The following is a 26,616-nucleotide window of genomic DNA, read 5'->3' as shown; positions in this document are numbered from 1 at the left end:
CCCCGGCTTTCACCGGGGGTTCTTCGTTTCAACGGGATGCCGGCCACTGGCCGGCACTACCCTCAGGCAGCAACCGTCTTGGCCACGTCCTGGTATTCCTCGATCTGGTCGAAGTTCATGTAGCGGTAGATCTCCGCACCATTGGCGTTGATCACGCCGATGTCCGCCATGTACTCCTCCTTGGTCGGGATGCGGCCCAGGCGCGAGCAGATCGCCGCCAGTTCCGCCGAACCCAGGTACACGTTGGTGTTGCGGCCCAGGCGGTTCGGGAAGTTGCGGGTCGAGGTCGACATCGCGGTGGAACCTTCGCGGATCTGCGCCTGGTTGCCCATGCACAGCGAGCAGCCCGGCATTTCCATGCGTGCGCCGGTAGCGCCGAAGGTGCCGTACACGCCTTCCTTGGTCAGCTCGGAAGCATCCATCTTGGTCGGCGGGGCCACCCACAGGCGGGTCGGCAGGTCACGCTTGCCTTCCAGCAGCTTGGCAGCCGCGCGGAAGTGACCAATGTTGGTCATGCACGAACCGATGAACACTTCGTCGATCTTGGCGCCGGCCACTTCGGACAGGGTCTTCACGTCGTCCGGGTCGTTCGGGCAGGCCACGATCGGCTCGTGGATGTCGGCCAGGTCGATCTCGATGACGGCGGCGTACTCGGCGTCGGCATCCGGCTCCAGCAGCTCCGGGTTGGCCAGCCACGCTTCCATCTTCTCGATACGGCGCTGCAGCGAGCGCGGATCCTGGTAACCCTCGGCGATCATCCACTTCAGCAGGGTGATGTTGCTGTTGAGGTACTCGATGATCGGTTCCTTGTTCAGGCGCACCGAGCAACCGGCCGCCGAACGCTCGGCCGAGGCGTCGGACAGTTCGAACGCCTGTTCGACCTTCAGCTCCGGCAGGCCTTCGATTTCCAGGATGCGGCCGGAGAAGATGTTCTTCTTGCCAGCCTTGGCCACGGTCAGCAGGCCCGACTTGATCGCGTACAGCGGGATCGCGTTGACCAGGTCACGCAGGGTCACGCCCGGCTGCATCTTGCCCTTGAAGCGCACCAGCACCGACTCCGGCATGTCCAGCGGCATCACGCCGGTGGCGGCGGCGAAGGCAACCAGGCCCGAACCGGCCGGGAACGAAATACCCACCGGGAAACGGGTGTGCGAGTCACCACCGGTGCCGACGGTATCCGGCAGCAGCATGCGGTTGAGCCAGCTGTGGATCACGCCGTCGCCCGGGCGCAGCGAGATGCCGCCACGGGTAGAGATGAACTCCGGCAGGGTGTGGTGGGTCTTCACGTCCACCGGCTTCGGATAAGCGGCGGTGTGGCAGAACGACTGCATCACCAGGTCGGCCGAGAAGCCCAGGCAGGCCAGGTCCTTCAGTTCGTCACGGGTCATCGGGCCGGTGGTGTCCTGCGAGCCGACCGAGGTCATCTTCGGTTCGCAGTAGGTGCCCGGGCGCATGCCCTGGCCTTCCGGCAGGCCACAGGCGCGGCCGACCATCTTCTGCGCCAGCGAGAAGCCCTTGCCGGTATCGACCGGCTGCACCGGCAGGCGGAACAGGTCGGTCGGGGCCAGGCCCAGCGCTTCGCGCGCCTTGCCGGTCAGGCCACGGCCGATGATCAGCGGAATGCGGCCACCGGCGCGCACTTCGTCGAACAGCACTTCGGACTTGACCTGGAACTCGGCAATCACTTCGCCGTTCTTCAGCGCCTTGCCTTCGTACGGACGCAGCTCGACCACATCGCCGTGCTCCATCTTCGACACGTCCAGCTCAATCGGCAGTGCACCGGCATCTTCCATGGTGTTGTAGAAGATCGGGGCGATCTTCGAACCCAGGCAGACGCCACCGGCACGCTTGTTCGGGATGAACGGAATGTCATCGCCGGTCCACCACAGCACGCTGTTGGTGGCCGACTTGCGCGAGGAACCGGTGCCGACCACGTCGCCGACGTAGGCAACCAGGTGACCCTTGTCCTTCAGCGACAGGATCTGCTGGATCGGGCCGCGCTTGCCGTCTTCTTCCGGGGTGAACGGCGCATCGTCGCGCTTGTTCTTCAGCATCGCCAGGGCGTGCATCGGGATGTCCGGGCGGGTGGTCGCGTCCGGCGCCGGCGACAGGTCGTCGGTGTTGGTCTCGCCCGGCACCTTGAACACGGTGACGGTCAGGCTCTGCGGCACTTCCGGGTTGCTGGTGAACCACTCGGCATCGGCCCAGCTCTGCAGCACGGCCTGGGCGTTGGCGTTGCCGGCCTTGGCCTTTTCCTGCACATCGTGGAAGGCATCGAACACCAGCAGGGTCTTCTTCAGGCCGTTGGCGGCGATGGTGCCGACGCTGGCGTCGTCCAGCAGCTGCACCAGCGGCGCGACGTTGTAGCCACCGAGCATGGTGCCCAGCAGTTCGGTGGCACGCTCGCGGCTGATCAGCGGGTTCTGCTCGCTGCCCAGGGCGATCGCCGCCAGGTACGAGGCCTTGACCTTGGCCGCGTCATCGACGCCGGCCGGCACGCGGTGGGTCAGCAGGTCGAGCAGGAACTCGGCCTCGCCCTGCGGCGGGTTCTTCAGCAGTTCGATGACATCGGCCGTCTGCTGCGCGCTCAGCGGCAGCGGCGGGATGCCAAGCGCAGCGCGCTCGGCGACGTGGTGGCGGTAGGCTTCCAACATGACAACTCCCGGGTAATGCGTAGGTTGAAAAATCAAAGTGGGCTCAGGCGTGCGGCACGATCAGCTTCAGGCCCTTGAAGTAGTCGCGGTAAAACGTGTCGTTCCAGGTGATCAGGCCATCGCACTGCAACAGTGCGTGGGCGCCGACCATGAATTCGTCCAGGCTGCGGCGGCTGCCACTGCGCTGGCGGTGGCGACGGTGCATCTCGCCGGCACGCAGCGCCGACTTGGCTTCCATCGGATTGAAGTGCACGCCCATTTCTTCCAGCGCTTCGAGCACCTCGGCGCCGCCGCGCAACGATGCGCAGACCTCGGCCAGGGTCGCGCCGCAGACCACCACGCGGCCACCGACCAGGCTCTGCCTGAGGATGGCTTCCACGGCATCGGCCTGCGGACCATTGCTGAGCAGCTCGACCAGCACCGGCGAATCGACGGCGATCATCACGGCTTATTCCTCGTCACGCACCGCGCGTACCGCTGCGTCGGACGATTCGAAACCGTCCAGCGCGAACTTGCCGCGCGCCCGTGAAATGGCATCGTCAACACTCTTGCGCAGGATGATGCGGCTGCCGTCCAGCTCGACCTTCAGCAGCGTGCCCTTGGTCAGGCCGAGGGCATCACGCACCGCCTTGGGCAGGGTGATCTGTCCGCGTTCTGCAACAGTGGCTTCCATCGGTAGGCCCTCCAGAGTATGCACAAATTATACATACTTCCCCGGGCATACTTCCACCCTGAACAGGACCGGCACCCCGCCAGCCCTTGCCTCGCAAAGGATCGGCCACAAACGTGACATACGCCATACACCTTCCCCTGTAGTCTGGAACCGATGCTGCAGGCCGGAACCCGGCCCGGATGAATCCATTCAGTCCAGGATTCATACTGGGACCACCGGGGCCGCCAGGCCCGCGGCAAACGCAAGCAGGCCTGCCATGCGCGGGCCACTGCAAGCCATCCGCAAGAAGGAGTTACCCCGCATGAGCGATTCGTTCTCCACCCGCAGCCAGCTGAATGTCGGCGGCAGGACCTACGACTACTTCAGCCTGCCCACGCTGGGCCAGCGCTTCGATATCTCCCACCTGCCCTACTCGATGAAGATCCTGCTGGAGAACCTGCTCCGGCACGAAGATGGCGGCGTCACCGTCGGCAAGGACCACATCGAAGCCGTAGCCCGCTGGAACCCGGCCGCCGAGCCGGACACCGAGATCGCCTTCATGCCGGCGCGCGTGGTCCTGCAGGACTTCACCGGCGTGCCCTGCGTGGTCGACCTGGCCGCGATGCGCGACGCGGTGGTCAAGCTCGGCGGCTCGCCGGAGCAGATCAATCCGCAGATTCCCTCCGAACTGGTCATCGACCACTCGGTGCAGGTCGATGTGTTCGGCAAGCCGGACGCGCTGGACCTCAACGGCAAGATCGAATTCCAGCGCAACCAGGAACGCTACGGCTTCCTGCGCTGGGGCCAGAAGGCCTTCGACAACTTCAAGGTGGTGCCGCCGAACACCGGCATCGTCCACCAGGTGAACCTGGAGAACCTGGCCCGCGTGGTGATGACCGCGGACAAGGACGGCAAGGCCGTTGCGTATCCGGACACGGTGTTCGGTACCGACAGCCACACCACCATGATCAACGGCATCGGCGTGCTGGGCTGGGGCGTGGGCGGCATCGAAGCGGAGGCGGCCATGCTCGGCCAGCCGTCGTCGATGCTGATCCCGCAGGTGGTGGGCTTCAAGCTGACCGGCAAGCTGCCCGAGGGCGCTACCGCTACCGACCTGGTGCTCACCGTTACCCAGATGCTGCGCAAGCTGGGCGTGGTCGGCAAGTTCGTCGAGTTCTATGGCGACGGCCTGCAGCACCTGCCGCTGGCCGACCGCGCCACCATCGGCAACATGGCCCCGGAATATGGGGCCACCTGCGGCATCTTCCCGATCGACGCCGAGTCGCTGAACTACCTGCGCCTGTCCGGCCGCAGCGAAGAGCAGATCGACCTGGTCGAAGCCTATGCCAAGGCACAGGGCCTTTGGCATGAACCGGGCAGCCCGCATGCCCAGTACAGCACCACGCTGGAACTGGACATGGGTACGGTGAAGCCGTCGCTGGCCGGCCCGAAGCGTCCGCAGGACCGCGTGCTGCTGGAAGACGTGCAGAAGAACTACCGCGAAGCCCTGGTTGGCATGACCGCCAACCGTGACAAGCGCAGCGACGACGTCTCCTCGTTCGTCAATGAAGGCGGCGGTGCGGCGGTCGGCAACGAGCAGCTGGCCAAGGGCTTCGCCGATATCGAAACCGAAGGCCGCAAGGTGCGCCTGAAGGATGGCGCGGTGGTCATCGCTGCCATCACCTCGTGCACCAACACCTCCAACCCGGCGGTGATGATCGGTGCCGGCCTGCTGGCCCGCAACGCGGCCGCCAAGGGCCTGAACCGCCAGCCGTGGGTCAAGACCTCGCTCGGGCCGGGCTCGCGCGTGGTCACCGATTACCTGGAAAAAGCCGGCGTGCTGAAGGAGCTGGAGAAGATCGGCTTCTACGTGGTCGGCTACGGCTGCACCACCTGCATCGGCAACTCCGGCCCGCTGCCGACCGAAGTCAGCGCCGGCATCGCCACCGGCGACCTGGTCGTCACCTCGGTACTGTCCGGCAACCGCAACTTCGAAGGCCGCGTGCACCCCGAAGTGAAGATGAACTACCTGGCCAGCCCGCCGCTGGTGGTGGCCTATGCCATCGCCGGCACCACCGACATCGACCTGACCACCCAGCCGCTGGGTACCGGCAGCGATGGCCAGCCGGTGTTCCTGCGCGACATCTGGCCGAGCAACAAGGAAATCGGCGACGTCATCGCCGCCACCATCGGCCCGGAGATGTTCAAGCAGAACTACGCCGATGTGTTCAAGGGTGATACCCGCTGGAACACCATCGCTTCGCCGGACGGCAATCTGTACGAGTGGAGCGATGCCTCCACCTACATCAAGAACCCGCCGTACTTCGATGGCATGACCATGCAGACCGGCAGCATCGACGACGTGCACGGCGCGCGCGTGATGGGCCTGTTCGGCGATTCGATCACCACCGACCACATCTCCCCGGCCGGCAACATCAAGAAGGACTCGCCGGCAGGCCGCTTCCTGCAGGAGCGCGGCGTGCAGCCGGCCGACTTCAACAGCTACGGCAGCCGCCGCGGCAACGATGACGTCATGGTCCGCGGCACCTTCGCCAACATCCGCATCAAGAACCTGATGTTCGGTGGCGAGGAAGGCGGCAACACCCTGTACTACCCGGCCGGCGGTGGCCAGCCGGAGAAACTGGCGATCTACGATGCGGCCATGAAGTACAAGGCCGACAAGGTGCCGCTGGTGGTGCTGGCGGGCAAGGAATACGGCACCGGCTCGTCGCGCGACTGGGCGGCCAAGGGCACCCTGCTGCTGGGGGTGAAGGCGGTCATCGCCGAGAGCTTCGAGCGCATCCATCGCTCCAACCTGGTCGGCATGGGCGTGCTGCCGCTGCAGTTCCGCAACGGCGAGAACGCGCAGTCTCTGGGCCTGGACGGCTCGGAAGTGATCGACATCACCGGCCTGCAGGACGGTGCCAGCAAGCGCGCCACGGTCACCGCCACCAAGGCCGATGGCACGAAGAAGACCTTCGAGGTCTCGGTAATGCTGTTGACCCCGAAGGAAGTCGAATACTTCCGTCATGGCGGCCTGCTGCAGTACGTACTGCGCCAGTTGGCAGCAAAGTAACGGGTAACGCCGGGCCATGCCCGGCGCATCCCGCAAGCAAACGCAAAGGGCCGGATCCTCACAGATCCGGCCCTTTGCTTTGGCGTTCACCGGTCATGGCCCGGCGCTACCTACCGCCGCGGGGCGTCCGGGTCGGTGCGCAGCGCCTTCAGCAGGCCCCACATGTAGAACGCCAAGGTGAACGAGAACGGCAGGCCGCACAGCACCACTGCGGTCTGCATCGCGCTGAAATTGCCAGCCAGCAGAAGACCGACGCTGGCCACGGTGATGCCGGCCGCCCAGAACACGCGCAGCCAGATCGGCGCGTCATGGCCATCTTCCACGCCATCGTCAACGCGACGGGTGCACAGGTTGGCGATCATCAGCGTGCCCGAATCGACCGGGGTCAGGAACAGCACGAAACCGATCACCACCGCGGCACCGGCCACGTACGGCGCGCCGGGCAGGTATTCCAGAAGCTTGAACAGCGTCATCGCCGCATCGTGCTGGGCCACGTCGCCCAGGATCGCCTGGCCGTGGTTGAGCACCAGGTCGATGGCGGTGTTGCCGAAGATCGACAGCCAGGCCAGGGTGAAGCCGAGCGGGATCAGCAGCACGCCCATGATCACTTCGCGGATGGTGCGGCCGCGCGAGATACGCGCCACGAAAAGGCCGACGAATGGCGCCCAGGCGATCCACCAGGCCCAGTAGAACAGCGTCCACGAGCCCATCCACTCACGGCCCTTCGGGTCGTTGAGGTACATGTCGAAGCTCTTGCGCACGAACGCGCCGAGGTAATCGCCGGTGTTCTGGATCAGGCCGTCGAACAGGTGCAGGGTCGGGCCGGTGACCAGCACGAACAGCAGCAGGCCGCACAGCAGGCGCACATTGAGATTGGACAGCCACGCAATGCCCTTCTCCACACCGGCCACCACGCCGATGGTGGCCACCGCCATCATCACCAGCACGATCGCCACCAGCACCTGCGGCGTATCCGGGATATGGAACAGGTAGACCAGGCCCGACTGCACCACCAGCGCACCGATGCCGAGGTTGGTCACCATCGAGATCAGCGTGGCAAGGATGCCGAAGCCATCGACCATGTCGCCGATGCGGCCATGGATGCGCTCACCGAAGATCGGGTACAGCGCCGAGCGCAGCGCCAGCGGCAGGTCGCGACGGTAGGCGAAATAGCCCAGTGCCACGCCGACCAGCGCATACATCGCCCAGCCGTGCAGGCCCCAGTGCAGGAAGGTCAGCACCATCGCCTCGCGGCCGGCAGCCACGGTACCACCGGGCTGCCCCGGCGGATGAAGGAAATGGTCCAGCGGCTCGTAGGCACCGTAGTACAGCAGTGCGATGCCGATGCCGGCCGAGAACAGCATCGACACCCAGGCGACGTAGCCGAAGGCCGGTGATTCCTCGTTGTGCCCCAGGCGGATACGGCCATACGGCGAGAACGCCAGCCACAGCACGAAGCCCAGGCACAGCACGATCAGCAGCATGTACCACCAGCCGAACGCGGCCGACACCTCGGCCTGCGCCCATTGCAGCCAGTGCTCGCTGGCTTCGGGATAGAGAACGGTCAGCAGCCCGAGGATGCCGATCGACACCGACGAGCTGAAGAAGACAAAACGGTTCAAGCGCAGGGGCGAACGCTTGGGATGAGCCAGGGAAGACATGGGGTCGTCTCATCAAGTCCGAGGGAGCACATGGGCGGGGCCGGACCGGTAAACCGGGCCCATGGCGTGGGGCGCGAGCGCATCCTAGGGTTTATTGATTGAACGTTCAATCAATAAAAAGCATAATGGCCGGCAGCCCGATCCTTCGGGTCGCAATCCGTGGAGAGACAATGCCGAAGAAAGGCGTGGAACCGGTACGGCGCGAACAGCTGATCCGGGCCACTTTCCAGACCATCGACGAGATCGGCATGGCCGATGCAACCGTCGCCACCATCGCGAAGAAGGCAGGGCTGTCCAGCGGCATCGTCGCCCACTACTTCGGCGACAAGGACGGCCTGCTCAATGCTGCAATGCGGCAAATCCTGCGCGAACTGAAGGACGCCGTCGCCCGCTACCGCGCCGAGGCCGGCGATGACCCGCGCGACCAGCTGCGCGCCATCGTCGATGGCAACTTCGACGACAGCCAGATCAATGGCACCGCGATGCGCGTCTGGCTCACCTTCTGGGCCGCGAGCATGCATCAGCCGGAACTGGCCCGGCTGCAGCGCGCAAACGACCAGCGCCTGTTCTCCAACCTGTGCCACCAGTTCAACCGCCTGCTACCCCACCCGCAGGCCCGCCTGGCCGCCCGCGGCCTGGCCGCCATGATCGACGGCCTGTGGCTGCGCGGCAGCCTGGTCGGCGGCCAGTTCAACGCCGAGAAGTCCCGGCGCATCGCTTACGGCTACATCGACTTCCAGTTGCAGGCTGTCGCGCTATAAGCGTTTCAGCATCCGCCCCCCTTCCAAGGAGTACGCCCCATGACCGCCCTGCCCGTCCAACAGCTCTACATCCACGGCCAGCGGGTCGATGCCACCAGCGGCAAGACCTTCAAGTCCGTCAACCCGGCCACCGGCGAAGTGATCGCTGAAGTGCAGGTCGCCAGCCAGGCCGATGTCGAGCGCGCCGTGCAGAGCGCGGCCGAAGGCCAGAAGGTGTGGGCGGCGATGACCGCCATGGAGCGCTCGCGCATCCTGCGCCGCGCCGTCGAGATCCTGCGCGAGCGCAACGACGAACTGGCCCATCTGGAAACCCTGGACACCGGCAAGGCACTAGCTGAAACCACCACCGTGGACATCGTCACCGGCGCCGATGTGGTCGAGTACTACGCCGGCCTGGCCACCGCCATCGAAGGCATCCAACTGCCACTGCGTGAGTCGAGCTTCTTCTACACCCGTCGCGAGCCGCTGGGCGTGGTCGCCGGCATCGGCGCCTGGAACTACCCGATCCAGATCGCGATGTGGAAGTCGGCCCCGGCCCTGGCGGCCGGCAACGCGATGGTGTTCAAGCCGTCGGAAGTGACCCCGCTGACCGCGATCAAGCTGGCCGAGATCTACACCGAGGCCGGCGTGCCCGCTGGCGTATTCAACGTCGTGCAGGGCCCGGGCCGCGAGATCGGCCAGTGGCTGACCGAGCACCCGGTGATCGAGAAGATCTCCTTCACCGGCGGCGTTGCCACCGGCAAGAAGGTCATGGCCAGCGCCGCGTCCTCGTCGCTGAAGGAAGTGACCATGGAACTGGGCGGCAAGTCGCCGCTGGTGATCTGCGATGACGCCGATCTGGACCGCGCCGCCGACATCGCGGTGATGGCCAACTTTTTCAGCTCCGGCCAGGTCTGCACCAACGGCACCCGCGTGTTCGTGCCACGCAGCATGCTGGCTGCGTTCGAAGCCGCCGTTGTCGAGCGCGTCAAGCGCATCCGCATCGGTGACCCGATGGCCGCCGAGACCAACTTCGGCCCGCTGACCAGCTTCCCGCACATGGAGAACGTGCTGCGCTACATCGAGAGCGGCAAGGCCGAAGGCGCCCGCCTGCTGGCCGGCGGTGGCCGTGCCACCGAAGGCGCCTTGGCCAACGGCGCCTACGTGCTGCCGACCGTGTTCTCCGACTGCCGCGATGACATGACCATCGTCAAGGAAGAGATCTTCGGGCCGGTGATGAGCATCCTCGCCTACGACGACGAAGACGAAGTGGTGCGTCGTGCCAACGACACCACCTTCGGCCTCGCCGCCGGTGTGGTCAGCAAGGACGTCAGCCGCGCCCACCGCATCATCCACCGCCTGGAAGCCGGCATCTGCTGGATCAACACCTGGGGCGAATCGCCGGCCGAAATGCCGGTTGGTGGCTACAAGGAATCGGGCGTCGGCCGCGAGAACGGCATCTCCACCCTCGGCCACTACACCCGCATCAAGTCGGTGCAGGTCGAGCTGGGCGACTACGCCAGCGTGTTCTGACCGGCGCGCCGCCAGCCCGCCCCATCGTCCGGCCACCGCGCCGATCCGACATCCCGCCGGGACGCCTGCATGCAGCGCGCCCCGGCCTGCAGGAGACACCCATGAGCACCCATAACGAGTACGACTACATCATCATCGGCGCCGGCTCGGCCGGCAACGTGCTGGCCACCCGCCTCACCGAAGATGCCGATGTCAGCGTGCTGCTGCTGGAAGCCGGTGGCCCGGACTACCGGCTCGACTTCCGTACCCAGATGCCGGCGGCGCTGGCCTTCCCGCTGCAGGGCAAGCGCTACAACTGGGCGTACAAGACCGATCCCGAGCCCTTCATGAACAACCGCCGCATGGATTGCGGCCGCGGCAAGGGCCTGGGTGGCTCGTCGCTGATCAACGGCATGTGCTACATCCGCGGCAATGCGATGGACTATGACAACTGGGCCAGCATGCCGGGCCTGGAAGACTGGACCTACCTTGACTGCCTGCCGTACTTCCGCAAGGCGGAAACCCGTGACATCGGCCCCAATGACTACCACGGTGGCGATGGCCCGCTGCGCGTGACCACGCCCAAGGCCGGCAACAACGAGCTGTTTGCTGCAATGGTCGAAGCCGGCGTGCAGGCCGGCTACCCGCGCACCGACGACCTCAACGGCTACCAGCAGGAAGGCTTCGGCCCGATGGACCGCACGGTGACCCCGAAGGGCCGTCGTTCCAGCACCGCCCGCGGCTACCTGGACCTGGCCAAGCCGCGCCCGAACCTGACCATCGTCACCCACGCGCTGACCGACCGCATCCTGTTCTCGGGCAAGCGCGCGGTGGGCGTGCAGTGGCTGCACAACGACCAGCCGCAGCGCGCCACTGCCCGCCGCGAAGTGCTGCTGTGTGGCGGCGCCATCGCCTCGCCGCAGATCCTGCAGCGCTCGGGCGTCGGCCCGGCCGACCTGCTGCGCAGCCTGGACATCGACCTCGTGCACCACCTGCCAGGCGTCGGTGCCAACCTGCAGGACCACCTCGAAATGTACCTGCAGTACGAGTGCAAGAAGCCAGTGTCGCTGGCGCCGGCACTGAAGCTGTACAACCAGCCGGCGATCGGTGCGGAGTGGCTGTTCCTGGGCACCGGCATCGGCGCCAGCAACCAGTTCGAGGCCGGCGGCTTCATCCGCAGCGACGCCGAGTTCGACTGGCCGAACCTGCAGTACCACTTCCTGCCGGTGGCAATCAATTACAACGGCTCCAACCCGATCAAGGCGCACAGCTTCCAGATGCACGTCGGCTCGATGCGCTCGCCCAGCCGCGGCCGCATCCATGTGCGCTCGAAGGACCCGCGCGAACATCCCAGCATCCTGTTCAACTACATGTCGCACGACCAGGACTGGCGCGAGTTCCGCGCGGCGATCCGCATCACCCGCGAGATCTTCGCGCAGCCGGCACTGGCGCCGTACAGCGGCCGCGAGATCTCGCCGGGCAGCGCGCTGCAGACCGATGCGCAGATCGATGCGTTCGTGCGCGAGCATGCCGAGACCGCCTATCACCCGTCATGTTCGAACAAGATGGGCCATGCCGACGACCCGATGGCGGTGGTGGATGGCCAGGGCCGTGTGCACGGGCTGGAAGGCCTGCGCATCGTCGATGCCTCGATCATGCCGCAGGTGGTGACCGGCAACCTCAACGCACCGACCATCATGATGGCCGAGAAGCTGGCCGACGTGATCCGCGGCCGCACCCCGCTGGCGCGCAGCACCGCGCCGTACTACAAGGCCAACGGCGCACCGGTACGCAAGCAGGGCTGACGCAGGCGGCCCTTCGGCAGACCCATACCCCAAACCGGCAGGTGCCCACCTTGGTGGGCACGCCCCCACAGCGCCCCTCGCAATCCTGTGCCGACCAAGGTCGGCACCTACCGTTGCAGCCCTCGCGAACCCCTCTTCGCGTTTTCCCTACGGCGGGGTATGCTGCAATGACCGGCCGTTACCGATACGCTCAGGGCCGGAACCTAATACATCACGATTCCTGGAGGGGGAATATGAGTCTGGATCGTCCCTGGCTGCAGAGCTATCCGAAAGGCGTTCCCGCAGAGATCGACGTCAACGAGTTCCATTCGGTAGCCTCGGTCTTCGACGCTTCCGTCGCGAAATTCCGCGACCGTCCCGCCTACTCCAGCTTCGGCAAGGTGCTCACCTACGGCGAGACCGATGCGCTGGTCGAACAGTTCGCGGCCTACCTGCTGGGTGAGCTCAAGCTCAAGAAGGGTGACCGCGTCGCCCTGATGATGCCCAACTGCCTGCAGTACCCGGTGGCCACCTTCGGTGTGCTGCGCGCCGGGCTGACCGTAGTCAACGTCAACCCGCTTTACACCGCCCGCGAGCTCAAGCACCAGCTGGTCGATGCCGGCGTGACCGCACTGGTGGTGGTCGACAACTTCGGCGACACCGTCGAGCAGGTCATCGCCGATACCCCGGTCAAGCACGTGATCACCACCGGCCTGGGCGACCTGCTCGGCGCCAAGGGCGTGATCGTCAACTTCGTGCTGAAGTACATCAAGAAGATGGTGCCCAACTACCATCTCAAGGGCGCCGTGCGCTTCCGCCATGCGCTCAAGCTCGGCAGCCGCCACAGCCTGCCCAAGGTCGAGATCGACCACGACGACATTGCGTTCCTGCAGTACACCGGCGGCACCACCGGCGTGGCCAAGGGCGCGATGCTGACCAACCGCAACCTGATCGCCAACATGCAGCAGGCCTCGGCCTGGATCAGTGCCTCGGGCATCGAGATGGGCAAGGAGTGGATCATCACCGCCCTGCCGCTGTACCACATCTTCGCATTGACGGCGAACGGGCTGGTCTTCATGAAATTCGGTGGCTGCAACCACCTGATCACCAACCCGCGTGACATGAAGGGCTTCGTCAAGGAGCTCAAATCGGCGCCCTTCACCGCCATCACCGGCGTCAACACGCTGTTCAACGGACTGCTCAACACCCCCGGTTTCGACACGGTCGACTTCTCGTCGCTGAAGGTCACCCTGGGTGGCGGCATGGCCGTGCAGCGCGCCGTGGCCGAGCGCTGGAAGAAGGTCACCGGCGTGACGCTGGTCGAGGCCTATGGCCTGACCGAGACCTCGCCGGCGGCCTGCATCAACCCGCTCACCCTGACCGAGTACAACGGTTCGATCGGCCTGCCGATTCCGTCCACCGATGCCTGCATCAAGGACGACAACGGCGCCATCCTGCCGCTGGGCGAGGTTGGCGAGCTCTGCATCAAGGGCCCGCAGGTGATGAAGGGTTACTGGCAGCGCCCGGAGGAAACCGCCAAGACCATCGATGCCGACGGCTGGCTGCACACCGGCGACATGGCGAAGATGGACGAGCAGGGCTTCTTCTACATCGTCGACCGCAAGAAGGACATGATCCTGGTGTCCGGCTTCAACGTCTATCCGAATGAAGTCGAGGACGTGATCGCAATGATGCCGGGCGTGCTGGAAGTGGCCGCGGTCGGCGTGCCGGACGACAAGTCCGGCGAGGTGGTGAAGGTGGTCATCGTCAAGAAGGACCCGAACCTGACCGCCGAAATGGTCAAGGAACATGCCCGGGCCAACCTGACCGGCTACAAGCACCCCAAAATCGTTGAATTCCGAAAGGAGCTGCCGAAGACCAACGTCGGCAAGATCCTCCGTCGCGAACTCCGCGATACGCCCGCCCAGTAAGGGTTTGCGGCAGTTTGAGCAGTACCGGGCCCGGGGCGGAAACGTCCTGGGCCCTTTCGCATGGGCCGGCCCTGAGGCGGTGTAGCATCGCCGCGTGTGTGGACCGTTCGGCCCGCCGGCCACCCACCTGACACTGCGGGCCGCATGCCGAGGACCCTTCCATGAGTACCATCGAAAAGCTGCCCTCAAGCGGCTCGCCTTTTGCCACCATCCGTACCGAAGACAGTGCCGACGGCGCTGCCCATTGGCTGTTCATGCACGCCGACGCCGCCACCGGCATCCGTCCCTGCTGCCGCAAGGACATGCTCGACGAGATGTGGAGCTATATGGCGGCCATCACCCGCGGCCCTGCCGAACGCCACAACGGCACGCTGCGGCATTTCGTGCTGGCCTCCGACGCCGTCGCCTACAACCTGGGCGGTGACCTGGACCTGTTCACCCGCCTGATCCGCGAAGGCAACCGCGACCTCCTGCTGAACTACGCCCAGCGCTGCGTGGAGGGCGTGCACCACCTGCATACCGGGTTCGGCGGCGACGTCCGTTCGATCGCCCTGATCCAGGGCGACGCCCTTGGCGGAGGCCTGGAAATGGCGCTGGCCTGCCACACCATCGTGGCCGAGGAAGGCAGCGGCATGGGCCTGCCCGAGGTTCTGTTCGGCCTGTTCCCGGGCATGGGCGCCTATTCGTTCCTGTGCCGCCGTGTGTCACCACATCTGGCCGAGAAGATCATCCTCGACGGCCGGGTCTACAGCGCCGAGGAAATGCATGCGATGGGCGTGGTCGACGTGCTGGTGAAGAAGGGCGAAGGCCGCGCGGCGGTCGAAGAACTGATCCGCCAGCAGCAGCGCACCCCACAGTCCTACCTGGCAATGAACGCCGCACGCAGCATTGCCCAGCCTGTCAGCTACGACGAACTGTTGGAGATCACCAAGGTATGGGTCGATTCCGCCCTGGCTCTCGGCGACCGCTCGCTGCGCACCATGGATCGCCTGATCAAGGCCCAGACCCGTCGCGCCAGCCTCGACGTGGCCTGATTCATCCCCTCCCCCAGGATGGGTTCAAGCCCGGTTGGCCACCGGGCTTTTTTTATGGCCCTTGCCGTGGTTCAGCGCGCCTCGCCATCGTCAGCAGCGCCGCGCAGCCGGCGTTCGGCCCGTGCCTCCAGCGCACGCCGGCCTTCCTTGATCGCCTCCTGCAGGATGTCCAGGCGCGGGCGCCATTCGGTCTTGAGTTGCCAGTCGGCCATCCGCATCAGCTCGCCGGCGCGGTTGGACGCGCGCATCAGGCCGAGGTTGCTGGCCACGCCCTTGATCGCGTGGGACTGCTCGCGGAACACATCCCAGCGCTCAGCCTCGCCGGCCTGCTCGGCCTTGCCCATGCAGCCCGCCACGTCCTCCAGGCACTGGCGGATGAACTCGCGTTCGAAACCCTCGCCCATGCCCAGCGAGGCCAGTTCGTCCAGCACACTGCTGTCTAGCACCCCATCCTGCAGCGCCGCCGGCCGCACCACCGGCGCGGCCATGGTCTTCAGCTGGGCGTTGTTGGCGATCTCGGCCAGGGTATCGAGCAGGCGGACCGCCACCACAGGTTTGGCCAGGAAGGCATGCGCACCGGCCTGGGTGCAGCGCTGGATCGCCTCGGGCGTGACATCGGCACTGAGCACCAGCACCGGCGTGCGCGGGCCACCGCCGGCCTGCATGACCCGCAGCTCCTTGAGCATGTCCAGCCCGCTCATGCCCGGCATGTGCAGATCGACGATGACCGCGTCGAATTCGCTGTCGGCCAGTGCATCCAGCACCGCCTCGCCGCCGTCCACGCACAGCACGCGGTGGCCGGCCTTCTGCAGCAGGCGCTGCAGGACCATGCGGTTGGCCTCGTGGTCGTCGGCCACCAGGATCTGCATGCTGCGCACGCGGGCGCGATGGCGCAGGAACGGATCGGCAAAGGCGATCACGTTGCCGCCCGGCCCCACGTCCTCGTCGCCGGTCAGGCTCGGCACCGCGCCCGGCACCAGCGGCTGCGGCGGCGCGAACGGCAGCTCGACCCAGAAGTGGCTGCCGCGCGGCGGGTTTTCCAGATAGCCGATGTCACCGCCCATGGCTTCGACCAGCCCCTTGGCGATGGTCGTGCCCAGGCCGGTGCCCTCGTGGCGGCGCGCCATGCTGACGTCAGCCTGCTCGAAGGCATCGAACAGCCGCGCACGCATGGCCGGTGCCACGCCGATGCCGGTATCGAGGATGTCGAAGCGCAGCCGCACCGCGCCATTGGTGTCCGCATGGACGACGCCAACACGGATCTCGACCCGGCCATGGTCGGTGAACTTGACCGCATTGCCGGCCAGGTTCAGCAGGATCTGGCGCAGGTGCCCGACATCGCCGCGCACGCGTGGCGGCACGCCGTCGGCGACCTTCACCCGGTAGTCCAGCCGTTTGGCCTTGGCCTGCGGCAGCAGGATCAGCCCGATCGCCTGGATCACATCGACCACTGCGAAGTCTTCGGCCACCACACGCAGCTTGCCGGCTTCGATGGCCGAGATGTCCAGCACCTCCTCCACCAGCGCCAACAGGCTGCGCGAGGACGCCTGGATGGTGTTGAGGCACTCGCGCTGCTCGTCGTCCAGGCGCGTGGTCGCCAGCACTTCGGTCATGCCGTTGAGACCGTTCAACGGCGTGCGGAACTCATGGCTCATGTTGGCCAGGAAACGACTCTTGGCCTCGCTGGCGCGGCGCGCCTCGGCCATCGCTTCGGTCAACTGCCGCAGCAGCGTCGAGAAGTACAGCGGCACCGCAGCCAGGCCGAGCCAGAGGCCGATGGCCAGGCGGAAATTCTGTTGCCAGTAAGGGGTCAGCAGCACGGTGCAACCGAAGCTCACCATCGCCATGGCCACCGCCACGTACAGGTAGTGGTTGCCAAAGCGCATGCCGTTGCCGACCGTCACCCACATCACCACGATGTAGACCCAGGCCAGCGGTTCGCCCATCTGAACCATGCCGGCAGCGATCAGCCCATAGTCGGCCAGCATGCCCAGCACGCGGCGAGGATCGGAACGCGCCGGCCGCCACAGCAGCCAACCGAACAGAAGAAGCGACAGGCTCAGGCCGGTCAGCACGATCGCCAGCACGCCGACGTACTGCGCATGCGGCAGATCGTGGCGTGGCGCCGGCAGCAGCACGTAGGCCAGGATCAGGCTGATCAGGGCAATGCGGACGATCTGCTGGCCGTGCTCACTGTCCTGGCGCTGGGACAGGCGCAGCCGCAGCTGCGACAACAGGCGTTTCACGCGCCCAGCCCCGGGCGCGCGGACGCCATCGAATGCTCGGCGCAGATCTGGTCCAGCTGTTCGCGGCCGCGCAGCAGCGCGTCCACGCATCGGGGATCGAACAGGCGGCCACGCTGGGCGTAGAGATAAGCCAGGGTGGCTTCCATGGTCCATGCTTCCTTGTACGGACGGGGGGATATCAGGGCGTCGAAGACATCGGCGACGGCCACGATGCGCGCTTCCAGAGGAATCGCATCGCCAACCAGTCCATCGGGATAGCCGCTGCCGTCGTAACGCTCATGATGACGCAGTGCGATCAAGGCGCCAACCTGGATGAAGCGATTCTGGCTGCCGCTCAGCAGTTCATGGCCAATCCGCGGGTGCCGGCGCATGATCGCCAGCTCCTCCTCGTTGAGCTTGCCCTGCTTGAGCAGCACCGCATCGGGGATGGCGATCTTGCCCATGTCGTGCAGCGGCGCGGCCATCTCGATCAGGCGCACCTCCTCTTCGGGCAGCCCGAGCTGGTCGGCAATCAGGCCGGCCACGCGTGCCATGCGTTCCAGGTAGGCGCTGGTACCGGCGTCACGGAACTCGATCGCACGCGCCAGCCGCGACAGCGTCTCGCGCTCCCGCTCTTCGACTTCATGCATGCTGGCCAGCAGGCGCTGCTCCAACGACAACGCCCGCTGCTTCACGTTCTCGGTCTGCTGGCGCAACTGCAACAGGTTGTAGCAGCGCGCACGCAGTTCGCGCGGGCGGATCGGCTTGACCAGGAAATCAATAACCCCCGCTTCCAGCGCGGCCTGCCGGATCGGTTCGTCGCCGACCACGGTGATCAGGATCACCGGAATGTCGCGGTGCTTGGGCAGGCGCCGGAAGCGACGGGCAAATTCCAGCCCGTCCATCTCCGGCATGCGGTAATCGAGCAGCAGCAGGTCGACCGGATGCGCCTCGCACCACGCCAATGCGGTCAGCGGATCGCCGAAGTCATACACGCTCAGTTCTGGCGCGATGTCCTCGATGACGTGACGCAGCATCGTCCGGGCGGAAGTCTGGTCGTCAACAATGACGATGTTCAACGCGTACTCTGCCTGGTTTTTCGACCATGCTGGATCATCAGCAGGCGAGGATACTCTGCCGCTGCGAACGCTCGCACCCTGCATCGGCCTGACTCCCGTGTCATGCGTCCCGATTCATGATCGTCATCACATTGTGAAGCGGGCTCTCCACGCTGTGCACTCCCCATGGCGCCGATCAAGCCATACCAAGCGTCAAGGTAGTGCAATAACGATACGCCGAGTGCGGGAGGCGTCAATCGCGCCGTCTCGTTTCGGGACGGCGCGCACAATCAGGAGTCAAAAAGACGACTTACTGCTCCGGACGCATGTACGGGAACAGCAACACGTCACGGATCGAGCTGCTGCCGGTCAGCAGCATCACCAGGCGATCGACGCCGATGCCCAGGCCGCCGGTCGGCGCCATGCCGTACTCCAGCGCACGGATGTAGTCGGCGTCGTAGTGCATGGCCTCGTCGTCGCCACCTTCCTTCGCGGCCACCTGGGCCTGGAAGCGCTGGGCCTGGTCTTCCGGATCGTTCAACTCGGAGAAGCCGTTGGCCAGTTCCTTGCCATTGACGAACAGCTCGAAGCGGTCGGTGTAGCCCGGATCATTGTCGTTGGCGCGGGCCAGTGGCGAGACCTCCACCGGGTGATCGGTGATGAAGGTCGGCTGGATCAGGGTGTGCTCGACAGTGGCCTCGAAGATCTCCAGCAGCAGCTTGCCCCAGCCGTAGGACGGCTTGACGCGGATCTTCAAGCGCTCGCAATGCCGCAGCAGCGCGTCACGGTCGGTGCAGTCCGCGGCGGAGATTTCCGGGTTGTGGTGGCGCACCGCCTCGTCCATGCGCCAGCGGCGGAACGCCGGGCCCAGGTCGATCTTCGCGCCGTCCCACTCCACCTCGGTGCCGCCGTTGACCGCCTTGGCCACGTCACGGATCACGCCTTCGGTCAGGTCCATGATCTCGTTGTACGTGGCATAGGCCTCGTACAGCTCCATCATGGTGAATTCCGGGTTGTGGCGCGTGCTGACGCCTTCGTTGCGGAAGTTGCGGTTGATCTCGTACACGCGCTCCAGGCCACCCACGGTCAGGCGCTTGAGGTACAGCTCCGGTGCCACGCGCAGGTACAGGTCCAGGTCCAGCGCGTTGTGGTGGGTGGTGAACGGCTTGGCCGCCGCGCCGCCGGGGATGTAATGCATCATCGGCGTCTCGACTTCCAGGAAGTCGCGGTTGTCCAGCCACGCGCGCATGGCGCGGATGATCTTCGAGCGCTTGATGAACACCGCGCGCGACTCCGGGGTCACGATCAGGTCGACGTAGCGCTGGCGGTAGCGCTGCTCGACGTCGGCCAGGCCGTGCCACTTGTCCGGCAGCGGGCGCAGCGACTTGGTCAGCAGGCGGATCGATTCGGCCTTGACCGACAGCTCGCCGGTCTTGGTGCGGGTCAGGCCGCCTTCGACGGCGATGATGTCGCCCACGTCCCAGCCCTTGAAGGCGGTGTAGGCATCGCCCAGCACGGCACCCTGCAGGAACAGCTGGATGCGGCCGGACTCGTCCTGGATCTGCGCGAAGCTGGCCTTGCCCATGATGCGCTTGGCCATCAGGCGGCCCGCCATCTTCACCTGCCGGCCGTTGCCTTCCAGGGCCTCGGCGGTCCAGGTTTCAGCATCGCCGAATTCTTCCTGCAGGCGGCCGGCGAAGTCTTCGCGACGGAAGTCGTTCGGGTACGCGATGCCCTGCCCACGCAGCGCTTTGAGTTTCTCACGGCGCTCGGCGATCAACTTGTTTTCGTCGACGGGGGGGGTATCGGTAGCTTCGCTCATGGATCTGCGGGAATCATATAGTGAGGGGGGATGTTGCGCCCGGCGCAGCCGGTTGCCCAGCATACCAAAACCGCCCTGCCCCGGCCCCGGCCACGCCCGCCCGCCCGGTAGCAGCCTGGGGTCAGATCCCTTTTACGAGGCAAAAGGGATCTGACCCCATCCGGGCCCCTCCCTGGACCCTGGATATCTACCTGTTTCCAGGGAACGCCTGACGCAACTCGTCCACCAGTACCCGCTGGTTTTCCGAATAGTCCACCGGCACCGACACCAGGTGCACCCCACCCTCGTTGAAGGCCGCTTCCAGGGTTGGAATGAACTGCTCGATGGCCGTCACTTCGTGGCCCTTGCAGCCATAGGCCTCGGCGTACTTCACGAAATCGGGGTTGCTGAAGGTCATGCCGTAGTCGGTGAAGCCATCCACCGCCTGCTTCCAGCGGATCATCCCGTAGGCGCCGTCGTTGAGGATCAGCACCACCAGGTTCAGGCCCAGCCGGCGCGCGGTCTCCAGCTCCTGGCTGTTCATCATGAATCCGCCATCGCCACACACCGCCAGCACCCGCCGCTGCGGATACAGGATCGAGGCCATGATCGCCGACGGAAGGCCAGCGCCCATCGTCGCCAGCGCGTTGTCCAGCAGCAGCGTATTGGCCACCTGGGTGCGGTAATTGCGCGCAAACCAGATCTTGTACATGCCGTTGTCCAGCGCCACGATGCCGTCCGGCGGCATCACCTGGCGCACGTCATGCACCAGGCGCTGCGGGGTGAATCCAGCGTCCTCGGCACGGTCAGCCAGGTGTTCCAGAATGGTCGCGCGCAGCGGCAGCAGCGCGTCGGCGTTCGGCACTGCACCTTCGATACGGTCGGCAAGCTGGGTCAGCGAACGGCCGATATCGCCGATCACTTCCACCTGCGGGAAGTACACCTGCTCGACCGCCGCCTGCGAGTATCCGATATGGATCACGGTCGGCCCACCCGCGCGCATCACGAACGGCGGCTTCTCGGTGACCTCGTGGCCGATGGTCACGATCACGTCGGCCTGATCGATCGCCATGTGCACGTAGTCACGCTCGGTCAGCGCGGCGGTGCCCATGTACAGGCCCGAGCCACCGGCTACCGCACCCTTGCCCATCTGCGTGGTGAAGAATGGAATGCCCGCGCGCAGCACGAACGCCGACAGCGCGTCGCTGGACTGCGGCCGCGATGCCGCCGAGGCGATCATCAGCAGCGGACGCTTGGCGTTGCGGATGATGTCCGCCGCGCGATCCAGTGCTTCCGGACTGGCAATGGGACGATCCACCGCGTGCGGCGGAATCAGCGCCACCTCCCCGACCTCATCGGCCGCGATGTCTTCGGGCAGCTCCAGCAGCACCGGGCCCGGGCGCTCTTCCAGCGCAGTACGGAATGCCTCGCGCACGATCGTCGGGATGGTGCGCGCCGAGACGATCTGCCGCGCCTGCTTGGTCAGCGGCCTCATCGTGCTGACGATGTCAACGATCTGGAAACGCGCCTGCTTGCTGGCCACGATGCCCTTCTGGCCAGTGATCATGATCACCGGCCACGCGCCCAGCAGCGCGTAGGCGGCGCCGGTGGTGAAGTTGAGCGCGCCCGGGCCAAGCGTGGCCAGGCACACGCCGGGCTTGCCGGTCAGGCGGCCGTAGGTGGCCGCCATGAACACCGCTGCCTGCTCGTGGCGCGTGATGACCAGCTCGATGCTGGAATGGCGCAGCGACTCGACCACGTCGAGATTCTCTTCGCCGGGAATACCGAAAATGCGCTCGACGCCTTCGTTCTCAAGCGCGGCGACGAGCAGATCTGAACCCTTGGACATTGGAATGCCGTCCTTTTCGCTGGACTGATGATGGATCGTTGCAGGAAGGATGGAAGCTGCGCGTCAACGCTTGTCGAACCACACCGTCTGCGCGTTGACGAATTCGCGGATGCCGAAGTGCGAGAGCTCACGGCCGAAGCCGCTCTTCTTCACGCCGCCGATTGGCACGCGCGGGTCCGAAGCGGAGAAACCGTTGACGAACACGCCGCCGGTCTGCAGCCGGCGCGCCAGCTGCATCGCACGGGCGCGGTCGCCGGTCCACAGGTTGCCGCTGAGGCCGAACTCGCTCTGGTTGGCCAGCTCCACTGCATGGTCGGCATCACGGGCGCGACTGATCGAGGCCACCGGACCGAAGGTCTCGGTATCGAAGGCCTGCATGCCCGGCTCCACGTCGGCCAGCACGGTGGGGGCATAGAACGCGCCCGGGCGATCCAGCTGATGGCCGCCGACCAGCAGCTGCGCGCCCGCGTCCACCGAGGCGCGTACCTGCGCGTCCAGCTGTTCCAGCAGGTCCTGGCGTGCCATCGGGCCGATACGGTTGCCGGCTTCACGGCCGTCGCCGATGGTCAGCGCCTGCACCTTCTGGCAGAACTGCGCCACGAAACGGTCGTACACCGCGTCTTCAACGATGATGCGCTTGCCGGCAATGCAGACCTGCCCGGTGTTCTGGAAGCGCGAGGCCACCGCCGCATCGACGGCAGCGTCCAGATCGGCGTCGGCCAGCACGATGAACGGGTCCGAGCCGCCCAGCTCCAGCACCACCTTCTTCAACGCCTGCCCGGCCTGGGCGGCGATGCTGCGGCCTGCGGCCACACTGCCGGTCAGGGTGACGGCGGCGATGCGGTCATCGGCGATCGCACGGCTGGTGCCGTCGCGGCTGATGTTGGCGGCGATGAAGGTGCCTTCCGGCAGACCAGCATCGCGCCAGGCCGCGTCAAGCAGCTGCGCGGTACCGACGATGTTCTCGGCCGGCTTCAGCAGGAAGCCGTTGCCGCCCATCAGGATCGGCACTGCCGCGCGCATTACCTGCCAATACGGGAAGTTCCACGGCATGATGCCCAGCACCACGCCCAGCGGCAGGTAGGACACGTAGGCCTTGTCGTCGGGTACCTGGGTCGGTTCGTCGCGCAGGAACTGCGCACCGTGGTCGGCGTACCAGTCGCACAGCACGGCGCACTTCTCGATCTCGGCCAGCGATTCGGCCTGCACCTTGCCCATCTCGGCGGTGGCCAGCGCGGCCAGCTTTTCGCGGTCACGGCGCAGTACGCCCGCCATCGCGCGCAACACCTGCGCGCGCTGTTCGAGGCTGCTGGCGCTCCAGGCGGCGAAACCAGCCTGGCTGCGGTCGAGGATCGCTTCCAGCTCGGCATCAGTCGCGAAGGGATGGCTGGCGATCTGCAGGCCGGTGGCCGGATCGCGGGAAATGGCGGTAGTGGGGGCAGCGGACATGCAGGTCTCCTGGTGTCTCGACAACGGGCGGCGGCCCGTCTCCTGCACAGGAATGTGGACCTGATCGATGGCAGCAACAAGGCGTCTGCTTATCCTGTGACCTGTACTTACCTGCCTGAATGGGGTGGGTTGTCCTGGCAGGGCTGCGCCCTGGGTACGCGCCATCGCATGCGCGCTGCCGCTCCCACGCTTCGCTACGCGAACCGCGGGCCCCACTTACCAGCTCCCAGACCCCCGCCGCTTCGCGGCCGCCCCCTGACTCAGGGGGCTCTGCCCCAGACACAAGTAAGGTCGCCACAGTAGATCCACGCCATTCGTGGCTGAATCTCTTTCGGAATCAAATATCTCCAATTGAGATCGAAAACCATCCACGCATGGCGTGGATCTACCAGATCACGGGAAATTGTCAGAGGTGGGGCGGTGTCGGAGTGCGGGGTGTCAGCCGCATGGGCCCGAGGCATGCCTCGGGCGGGTTGGGCAGGACGCCCAACCCCGGTCTTGCCGTGTGCGCAGGACTGCGCACACGAGCAAGCGGCTGCCAAGCCTACACGGACGTACTTGCGGCGTCCCCGCACTTCGACACCGCCCCGCCAACCTACGGATAGCTCGCTGTTGCTGTTGCCGTTGCTTCGGCTTGAAGCAGGTGCAGCGCTGCAAGCCCTGCCGAACACCCCCTACTTCCGCGGCAGGTAGGTCACCAGGGAAAGATCGTGCCGGCTCTCCGGCACCAGCGCCACGTATTGCAGGTCCAGCAACCCGCGCGTGGGATGGTTCAGCTTCTTCGCGCCTTCATCGAAGCGGCGCACTTCGTGCTCTGGCCACCACTGGCGGAACTCCTCGCTATGCGCGGCGATGTCTTCCACCAGCGCCAGGAAGGGTGCCTTGTCCGGTGCCTGCGCCATCGCCGCGCGGAAGCCGGCCAACAGGCCGCGGGTCATTTCTTCCCAGTTGAGGATCAGCGTGCGGTATGGCGGGTACAGGAACATCAGCCGCAACGTGTTGCGCTCATGCGGCGCCAACTGGCTGTAGTCCACGAACAGGTCGGCGATGGCCGGGTTCCAGGCCAGGATGTCGAAGCGGGTATTGCGTACGTAGGCCGGGATCGGCTGCATCGCTTCCACCAGCTGGCGCAGGCCGTCGGTCACGCTCTCGTCCGGTGATTCCAGCGGCACGCCGTAGCCGGACAGCGCGAACGCATAGGCGCGTTCGTCGTCGCTCATGCGCAGCACCTGCGCCAGCCGCTCCAATACCTCGGGCGAGGCGCGCACTTCGCGGCCCTGCTCGATCCAGGTGTACCAGCTGACGCTGACGCCGATCGCCAGTGCGACTTCCTCGCGCTTCAGGCCCGGGGTACGCCGGCGCCCGGCCGGCAGGCCGAGCGTGGCGGGGTCGACACGAGCACGGCAGGCCTTGAGGAAGCCACCGAGTTCCTTGCGTTCACTTTCGCTGCGCATCATCGCTCCCCGTCACGGAGAGCGATGATATCCGCGCAGGCGGGTCGATCAGGCATCGACGCGCTTGGAGCCCACGGCCAGGCCGGCCTTCAGGCTGGCCTCGACGAACTCGTCCAGGTCGCCGTCGAGCACCTTCTGCGTGTCCGAGCGTTCGATGCCGGTCCGCAGGTCCTTGATGCGGCTCTGGTCGAGCACGTAGTTGCGGATCTGGCTGCCCCAGCCGATGTCGGACTTGGTGGCTTCCACGGCGTCCTTTTCGGCGTTGCGCTTCTGGATCTCCAGCTCGTACAGCTTGGCGGCCAGCATCTTCATCGCGTTGTCGCGGTTCTGGTGCTGGCTGCGGCCGGTCTGGCAGGCCACAACGATGTTGGTCGGGATGTGGGTGATACGCACCGCCGACTCGGTCTTGTTCACGTGCTGGCCACCGGCACCGGACGAACGGTACACGTCGGTACGCAGGTCGGCCGGGTTGATGGTGATGTCGATGTTGTCATCGATCTCCGGCGACACGAACACCGAGGTGAAGCTGGTGTGGCGGCGGTTGTCCGAGTCGAACGGCGACTTGCGCACCAGGCGGTGCACGCCGGTCTCGGTCTTCAGCCAACCATAGGCATAGTCGCCTTCCACGCGCAGCGTGGCCGACTTGATGCCGGCGACGTCGCCACCGGACACTTCCATCAGTTCGGTCTTCCAGCCGCGCGACTCGCACCAGCGCAGGTACATGCGCAGCAGGATCTCGGCCCAGTCCTGTGCTTCGGTGCCGCCGGCACCGGCCTGGATGTCGACGAACGCGGCCGCATTGTCCATCTCGCCGGAGAACATGCGCTGGAACTCCAGCTTCTCCACGTGGGCCTGGTGCTTGTCCAGGTCAGCGACCACGGCCAGTGCGGTGTCCTCGTCCTGCTCGGACTCGGCCAGCTCCAGCAGTTCGGTGGCGTCGTTCAGGCCATCGAGCACCGAGGCGATGCCGCCCACGGTCTTTTCCAGGCTGGAACGCTCGCGGCCCAGGTTCTGGGCGTATTCGGCGTTGTTCCAAACGTCGGGGCTTTCCAGCTCCCGCGTTACTTCTTCAAGACGCTCTTTCTTGGCGTCGTAGTCAAAGATACCCCCGAAGCGACAGCACGCGATCGGTCAGATCGGTGATGCGCTGGCGGACAGGATTCAGTTCGATCATGTCGGCGGTTATGCATTCAAAAGATGACTGGCAATGATACCGCAGGCCGCGGGTGCCCGGAATGAGGGCCTGACCCTGCCCCCAGCGCCTGCCGCAGCAACGGCAGCTGGCGCCGGCTGCAGGGCACCTTGGCTCCATGGCCATATGCAGCAGGGCCTCGCCCCCGTCCAGCGGCTCGATCGAGCGCAGCTGGCCCCGATGGATCAGCCAGCTGCGGTGCGGGCGCAGGAACACGCCCGGGTCCAGCCGCTGCTCCAGTACCGCCATGGTGATCCGCACCGGGTAGTCGTGGCCGCGTACCCGCAGGTTCACGTAGTTCCCCGCCGCCTGGGCGTACTCCACGTCCGCAGTGGCCGGCACCGTCGGCGGCTGCCTGCTGATCCACGAGCTGCTGATCCGACGCTTGCGCTGGCTGCGACCTCTGTTTGGCCTGCGCGCCGATCCGCCAGCGTCGACGATCGCACGCGCCGTGTCCTTGTAGCGCCGAGCCGATGCCCGGCTACCTCTGCCATGAGCCGAGCATGGGCTCGGCTCCACCTCGAGGCAGTCGAGCAAGCTCGAC

General features: G+C 65.9%; 17 protein-coding genes and 2 pseudogenes. 7 read left to right on the top strand and 12 right to left on the bottom strand.

Annotated features, from left to right (window positions below; genetic code table 11):
* Positions 1-62: 62 nt before the first annotated feature.
* Genes acnB through ACYKG1_RS09770 form a run of 3 tightly spaced genes read right to left on the bottom strand, consistent with a single transcriptional unit; the run spans position 63 to position 3,327 of the window.
* Positions 63-2,654 (bottom strand): bifunctional aconitate hydratase 2/2-methylisocitrate dehydratase, encoded by a 2,592-nt coding sequence (gene acnB, locus ACYKG1_RS09780; RefSeq protein ID WP_262083479.1) that lies wholly within the window; start codon positions 2,652-2,654, stop codon positions 63-65.
* 43 nt (positions 2,655-2,697) lie between these two features.
* On the bottom strand, positions 2,698-3,096 hold the full coding sequence (locus ACYKG1_RS09775; protein WP_010482492.1) for a type II toxin-antitoxin system VapC family toxin: 399 nt from the start codon (positions 3,094-3,096) through the stop codon (positions 2,698-2,700).
* A gap of 6 nt (positions 3,097-3,102) precedes the next feature.
* Complete coding sequence (locus tag ACYKG1_RS09770) at positions 3,103-3,327, bottom strand: AbrB/MazE/SpoVT family DNA-binding domain-containing protein (RefSeq protein ID WP_005409505.1); 225 nt, start codon at positions 3,325-3,327, stop codon at positions 3,103-3,105.
* A gap of 301 nt (positions 3,328-3,628) precedes the next feature.
* On the opposite strand from ACYKG1_RS09770, the gene acnA reads away from it, so the two are divergent.
* Complete coding sequence (gene acnA, locus ACYKG1_RS09765; RefSeq protein ID WP_100472173.1) at positions 3,629-6,382, top strand: aconitate hydratase AcnA; 2,754 nt, start codon at positions 3,629-3,631, stop codon at positions 6,380-6,382.
* A gap of 110 nt (positions 6,383-6,492) precedes the next feature.
* Here acnA and ACYKG1_RS09760 read toward each other — a convergent pair whose 3' ends face one another.
* Positions 6,493-8,043 carry a BCCT family transporter gene (locus tag ACYKG1_RS09760; RefSeq protein WP_478472547.1) on the bottom strand — a complete coding sequence of 517 codons (1,551 nt, stop codon included), beginning with the start codon at positions 8,041-8,043 and terminating at the stop codon, positions 6,493-6,495.
* Positions 8,044-8,213: 170 nt separating this feature from the next.
* Between ACYKG1_RS09760 and betI the strand changes: the two genes are divergently transcribed.
* The 5 genes from betI to ACYKG1_RS09735 all read left to right on the top strand — a co-directional run bounded on the left by betI (position 8,214) and on the right by ACYKG1_RS09735 (position 15,044).
* Positions 8,214-8,804 (top strand): transcriptional regulator BetI, encoded by a 591-nt coding sequence (gene betI, locus ACYKG1_RS09755; RefSeq protein WP_087922449.1) that lies wholly within the window; start codon positions 8,214-8,216, stop codon positions 8,802-8,804.
* Positions 8,805-8,843: 39 nt separating this feature from the next.
* Complete coding sequence (gene betB / locus ACYKG1_RS09750; RefSeq protein WP_478472545.1) at positions 8,844-10,316, top strand: betaine-aldehyde dehydrogenase; 1,473 nt, start codon at positions 8,844-8,846, stop codon at positions 10,314-10,316.
* A 101-nt stretch (positions 10,317-10,417) separates the two neighbouring features.
* Positions 10,418-12,100 carry a choline dehydrogenase gene (gene betA / locus ACYKG1_RS09745; protein WP_049429885.1) on the top strand — a complete coding sequence of 561 codons (1,683 nt, stop codon included), beginning with the start codon at positions 10,418-10,420 and terminating at the stop codon, positions 12,098-12,100.
* 233 nt (positions 12,101-12,333) lie between these two features.
* Entirely contained in the window at positions 12,334-14,010 is a 1,677-nt protein-coding gene (locus tag ACYKG1_RS09740) for a long-chain fatty acid--CoA ligase (RefSeq protein ID WP_478472544.1), read from the top strand.
* Positions 14,011-14,171: 161 nt separating this feature from the next.
* A complete protein-coding gene (locus tag ACYKG1_RS09735; RefSeq protein ID WP_100472168.1) occupies positions 14,172-15,044 on the top strand; it encodes a crotonase/enoyl-CoA hydratase family protein in 873 nt (290 codons plus the stop codon).
* A gap of 71 nt (positions 15,045-15,115) precedes the next feature.
* On the opposite strand, the gene ACYKG1_RS09730 is transcribed toward ACYKG1_RS09735, so the two are convergent.
* The 8 genes and pseudogenes from ACYKG1_RS09730 to ACYKG1_RS09695 all read right to left on the bottom strand — a co-directional run.
* Complete coding sequence (locus ACYKG1_RS09730) at positions 15,116-17,290, bottom strand: response regulator (protein ID WP_478472543.1); 2,175 nt, start codon at positions 17,288-17,290, stop codon at positions 15,116-15,118.
* Positions 17,287-18,432 carry a cyclic di-GMP phosphodiesterase response regulator RpfG gene (rpfG, locus tag ACYKG1_RS09725; RefSeq protein WP_014037069.1) on the bottom strand — a complete coding sequence of 382 codons (1,146 nt, stop codon included), beginning with the start codon at positions 18,430-18,432 and terminating at the stop codon, positions 17,287-17,289. Before rpfG ends, ACYKG1_RS09730 begins: the two co-directional genes overlap by 4 nt.
* A 205-nt stretch (positions 18,433-18,637) precedes the next feature.
* Positions 18,638-20,149 carry a lysine--tRNA ligase gene (gene lysS / locus ACYKG1_RS09720; RefSeq protein WP_100472166.1) on the bottom strand — a complete coding sequence of 504 codons (1,512 nt, stop codon included), beginning with the start codon at positions 20,147-20,149 and terminating at the stop codon, positions 18,638-18,640.
* 187 nt (positions 20,150-20,336) lie between these two features.
* The gene (locus tag ACYKG1_RS09715; RefSeq protein WP_100472165.1) at positions 20,337-21,977 is read right to left on the bottom strand and encodes an acetolactate synthase large subunit; all 1,641 of its coding nucleotides are present in this window, start codon (positions 21,975-21,977) and stop codon (positions 20,337-20,339) included.
* Positions 21,978-22,040: 63 nt separating this feature from the next.
* Positions 22,041-23,426 carry an NAD-dependent succinate-semialdehyde dehydrogenase gene (locus ACYKG1_RS09710; RefSeq protein WP_100472164.1) on the bottom strand — a complete coding sequence of 462 codons (1,386 nt, stop codon included), beginning with the start codon at positions 23,424-23,426 and terminating at the stop codon, positions 22,041-22,043.
* 674 nt (positions 23,427-24,100) lie between these two features.
* The gene (locus ACYKG1_RS09705; RefSeq protein ID WP_478472541.1) at positions 24,101-24,883 is read right to left on the bottom strand and encodes a helix-turn-helix transcriptional regulator; all 783 of its coding nucleotides are present in this window, start codon (positions 24,881-24,883) and stop codon (positions 24,101-24,103) included.
* 45 nt (positions 24,884-24,928) lie between these two features.
* A protein-coding gene (prfB, locus tag ACYKG1_RS09700) for a peptide chain release factor 2 (RefSeq protein WP_014037064.1) occupies positions 24,929-26,054 on the bottom strand; the annotation gives its coding sequence in 2 pieces (ribosomal slippage) (positions 24,929-25,978 and positions 25,980-26,054; 1,125 coding nt in all).
* A 16-nt stretch (positions 26,055-26,070) separates the two neighbouring features.
* A pseudogene (locus ACYKG1_RS09695) lies at positions 26,071-26,408 on the bottom strand (LytTR family DNA-binding domain-containing protein); the annotation flags it as partial.
* Between ACYKG1_RS09695 and ACYKG1_RS09690 the strand changes: the two are divergent.
* Positions 26,401-26,535: pseudogene (locus ACYKG1_RS09690) on the top strand (acyltransferase family protein); the annotation flags it as partial. The pseudogenes ACYKG1_RS09695 and ACYKG1_RS09690 sit on opposite strands and share 8 nt — an antisense overlap.
* Positions 26,536-26,616 lie beyond the last annotated feature (81 nt).

This window comes from Stenotrophomonas sp. 85239_Sma (assembly GCF_056481725.1).
The sequence above is the reverse complement of the archived record's forward strand: the minus strand, read 5'-3'. Positions and strand labels throughout refer to the sequence as shown.

What these genes read in the sequence shown, in the direction of transcription:
- acnB (WP_262083479.1), bottom strand. Translation starts at nt 2,654, where the DNA reads ATGTTGGAAGCCTACCGCCACCACGTCGCCGAGCGCGCTGCGCTTGGC.
- ACYKG1_RS09775 (WP_010482492.1), bottom strand. Translation starts at nt 3,096, where the DNA reads ATGATCGCCGTCGATTCGCCGGTGCTGGTCGAGCTGCTCAGCAATGGT.
- ACYKG1_RS09770 (WP_005409505.1), bottom strand. Translation starts at nt 3,327, where the DNA reads ATGGAAGCCACTGTTGCAGAACGCGGACAGATCACCCTGCCCAAGGCG.
- acnA (WP_100472173.1), top strand. Translation starts at nt 3,629, where the DNA reads ATGAGCGATTCGTTCTCCACCCGCAGCCAGCTGAATGTCGGCGGCAGG.
- ACYKG1_RS09760 (WP_478472547.1), bottom strand. Translation starts at nt 8,043, where the DNA reads ATGTCTTCCCTGGCTCATCCCAAGCGTTCGCCCCTGCGCTTGAACCGT.
- betI (WP_087922449.1), top strand. Translation starts at nt 8,214, where the DNA reads ATGCCGAAGAAAGGCGTGGAACCGGTACGGCGCGAACAGCTGATCCGG.
- betB (WP_478472545.1), top strand. Translation starts at nt 8,844, where the DNA reads ATGACCGCCCTGCCCGTCCAACAGCTCTACATCCACGGCCAGCGGGTC.
- betA (WP_049429885.1), top strand. Translation starts at nt 10,418, where the DNA reads ATGAGCACCCATAACGAGTACGACTACATCATCATCGGCGCCGGCTCG.
- ACYKG1_RS09740 (WP_478472544.1), top strand. Translation starts at nt 12,334, where the DNA reads ATGAGTCTGGATCGTCCCTGGCTGCAGAGCTATCCGAAAGGCGTTCCC.
- ACYKG1_RS09735 (WP_100472168.1), top strand. Translation starts at nt 14,172, where the DNA reads ATGAGTACCATCGAAAAGCTGCCCTCAAGCGGCTCGCCTTTTGCCACC.
- rpfG (WP_014037069.1), bottom strand. Translation starts at nt 18,432, where the DNA reads ATGCAGGGTGCGAGCGTTCGCAGCGGCAGAGTATCCTCGCCTGCTGAT.
- lysS (WP_100472166.1), bottom strand. Translation starts at nt 20,149, where the DNA reads ATGAGCGAAGCTACCGATACCCCCCCCGTCGACGAAAACAAGTTGATC.
- ACYKG1_RS09715 (WP_100472165.1), bottom strand. Translation starts at nt 21,977, where the DNA reads ATGTCCAAGGGTTCAGATCTGCTCGTCGCCGCGCTTGAGAACGAAGGC.
- ACYKG1_RS09710 (WP_100472164.1), bottom strand. Translation starts at nt 23,426, where the DNA reads ATGTCCGCTGCCCCCACTACCGCCATTTCCCGCGATCCGGCCACCGGC.
- ACYKG1_RS09705 (WP_478472541.1), bottom strand. Translation starts at nt 24,883, where the DNA reads ATGATGCGCAGCGAAAGTGAACGCAAGGAACTCGGTGGCTTCCTCAAG.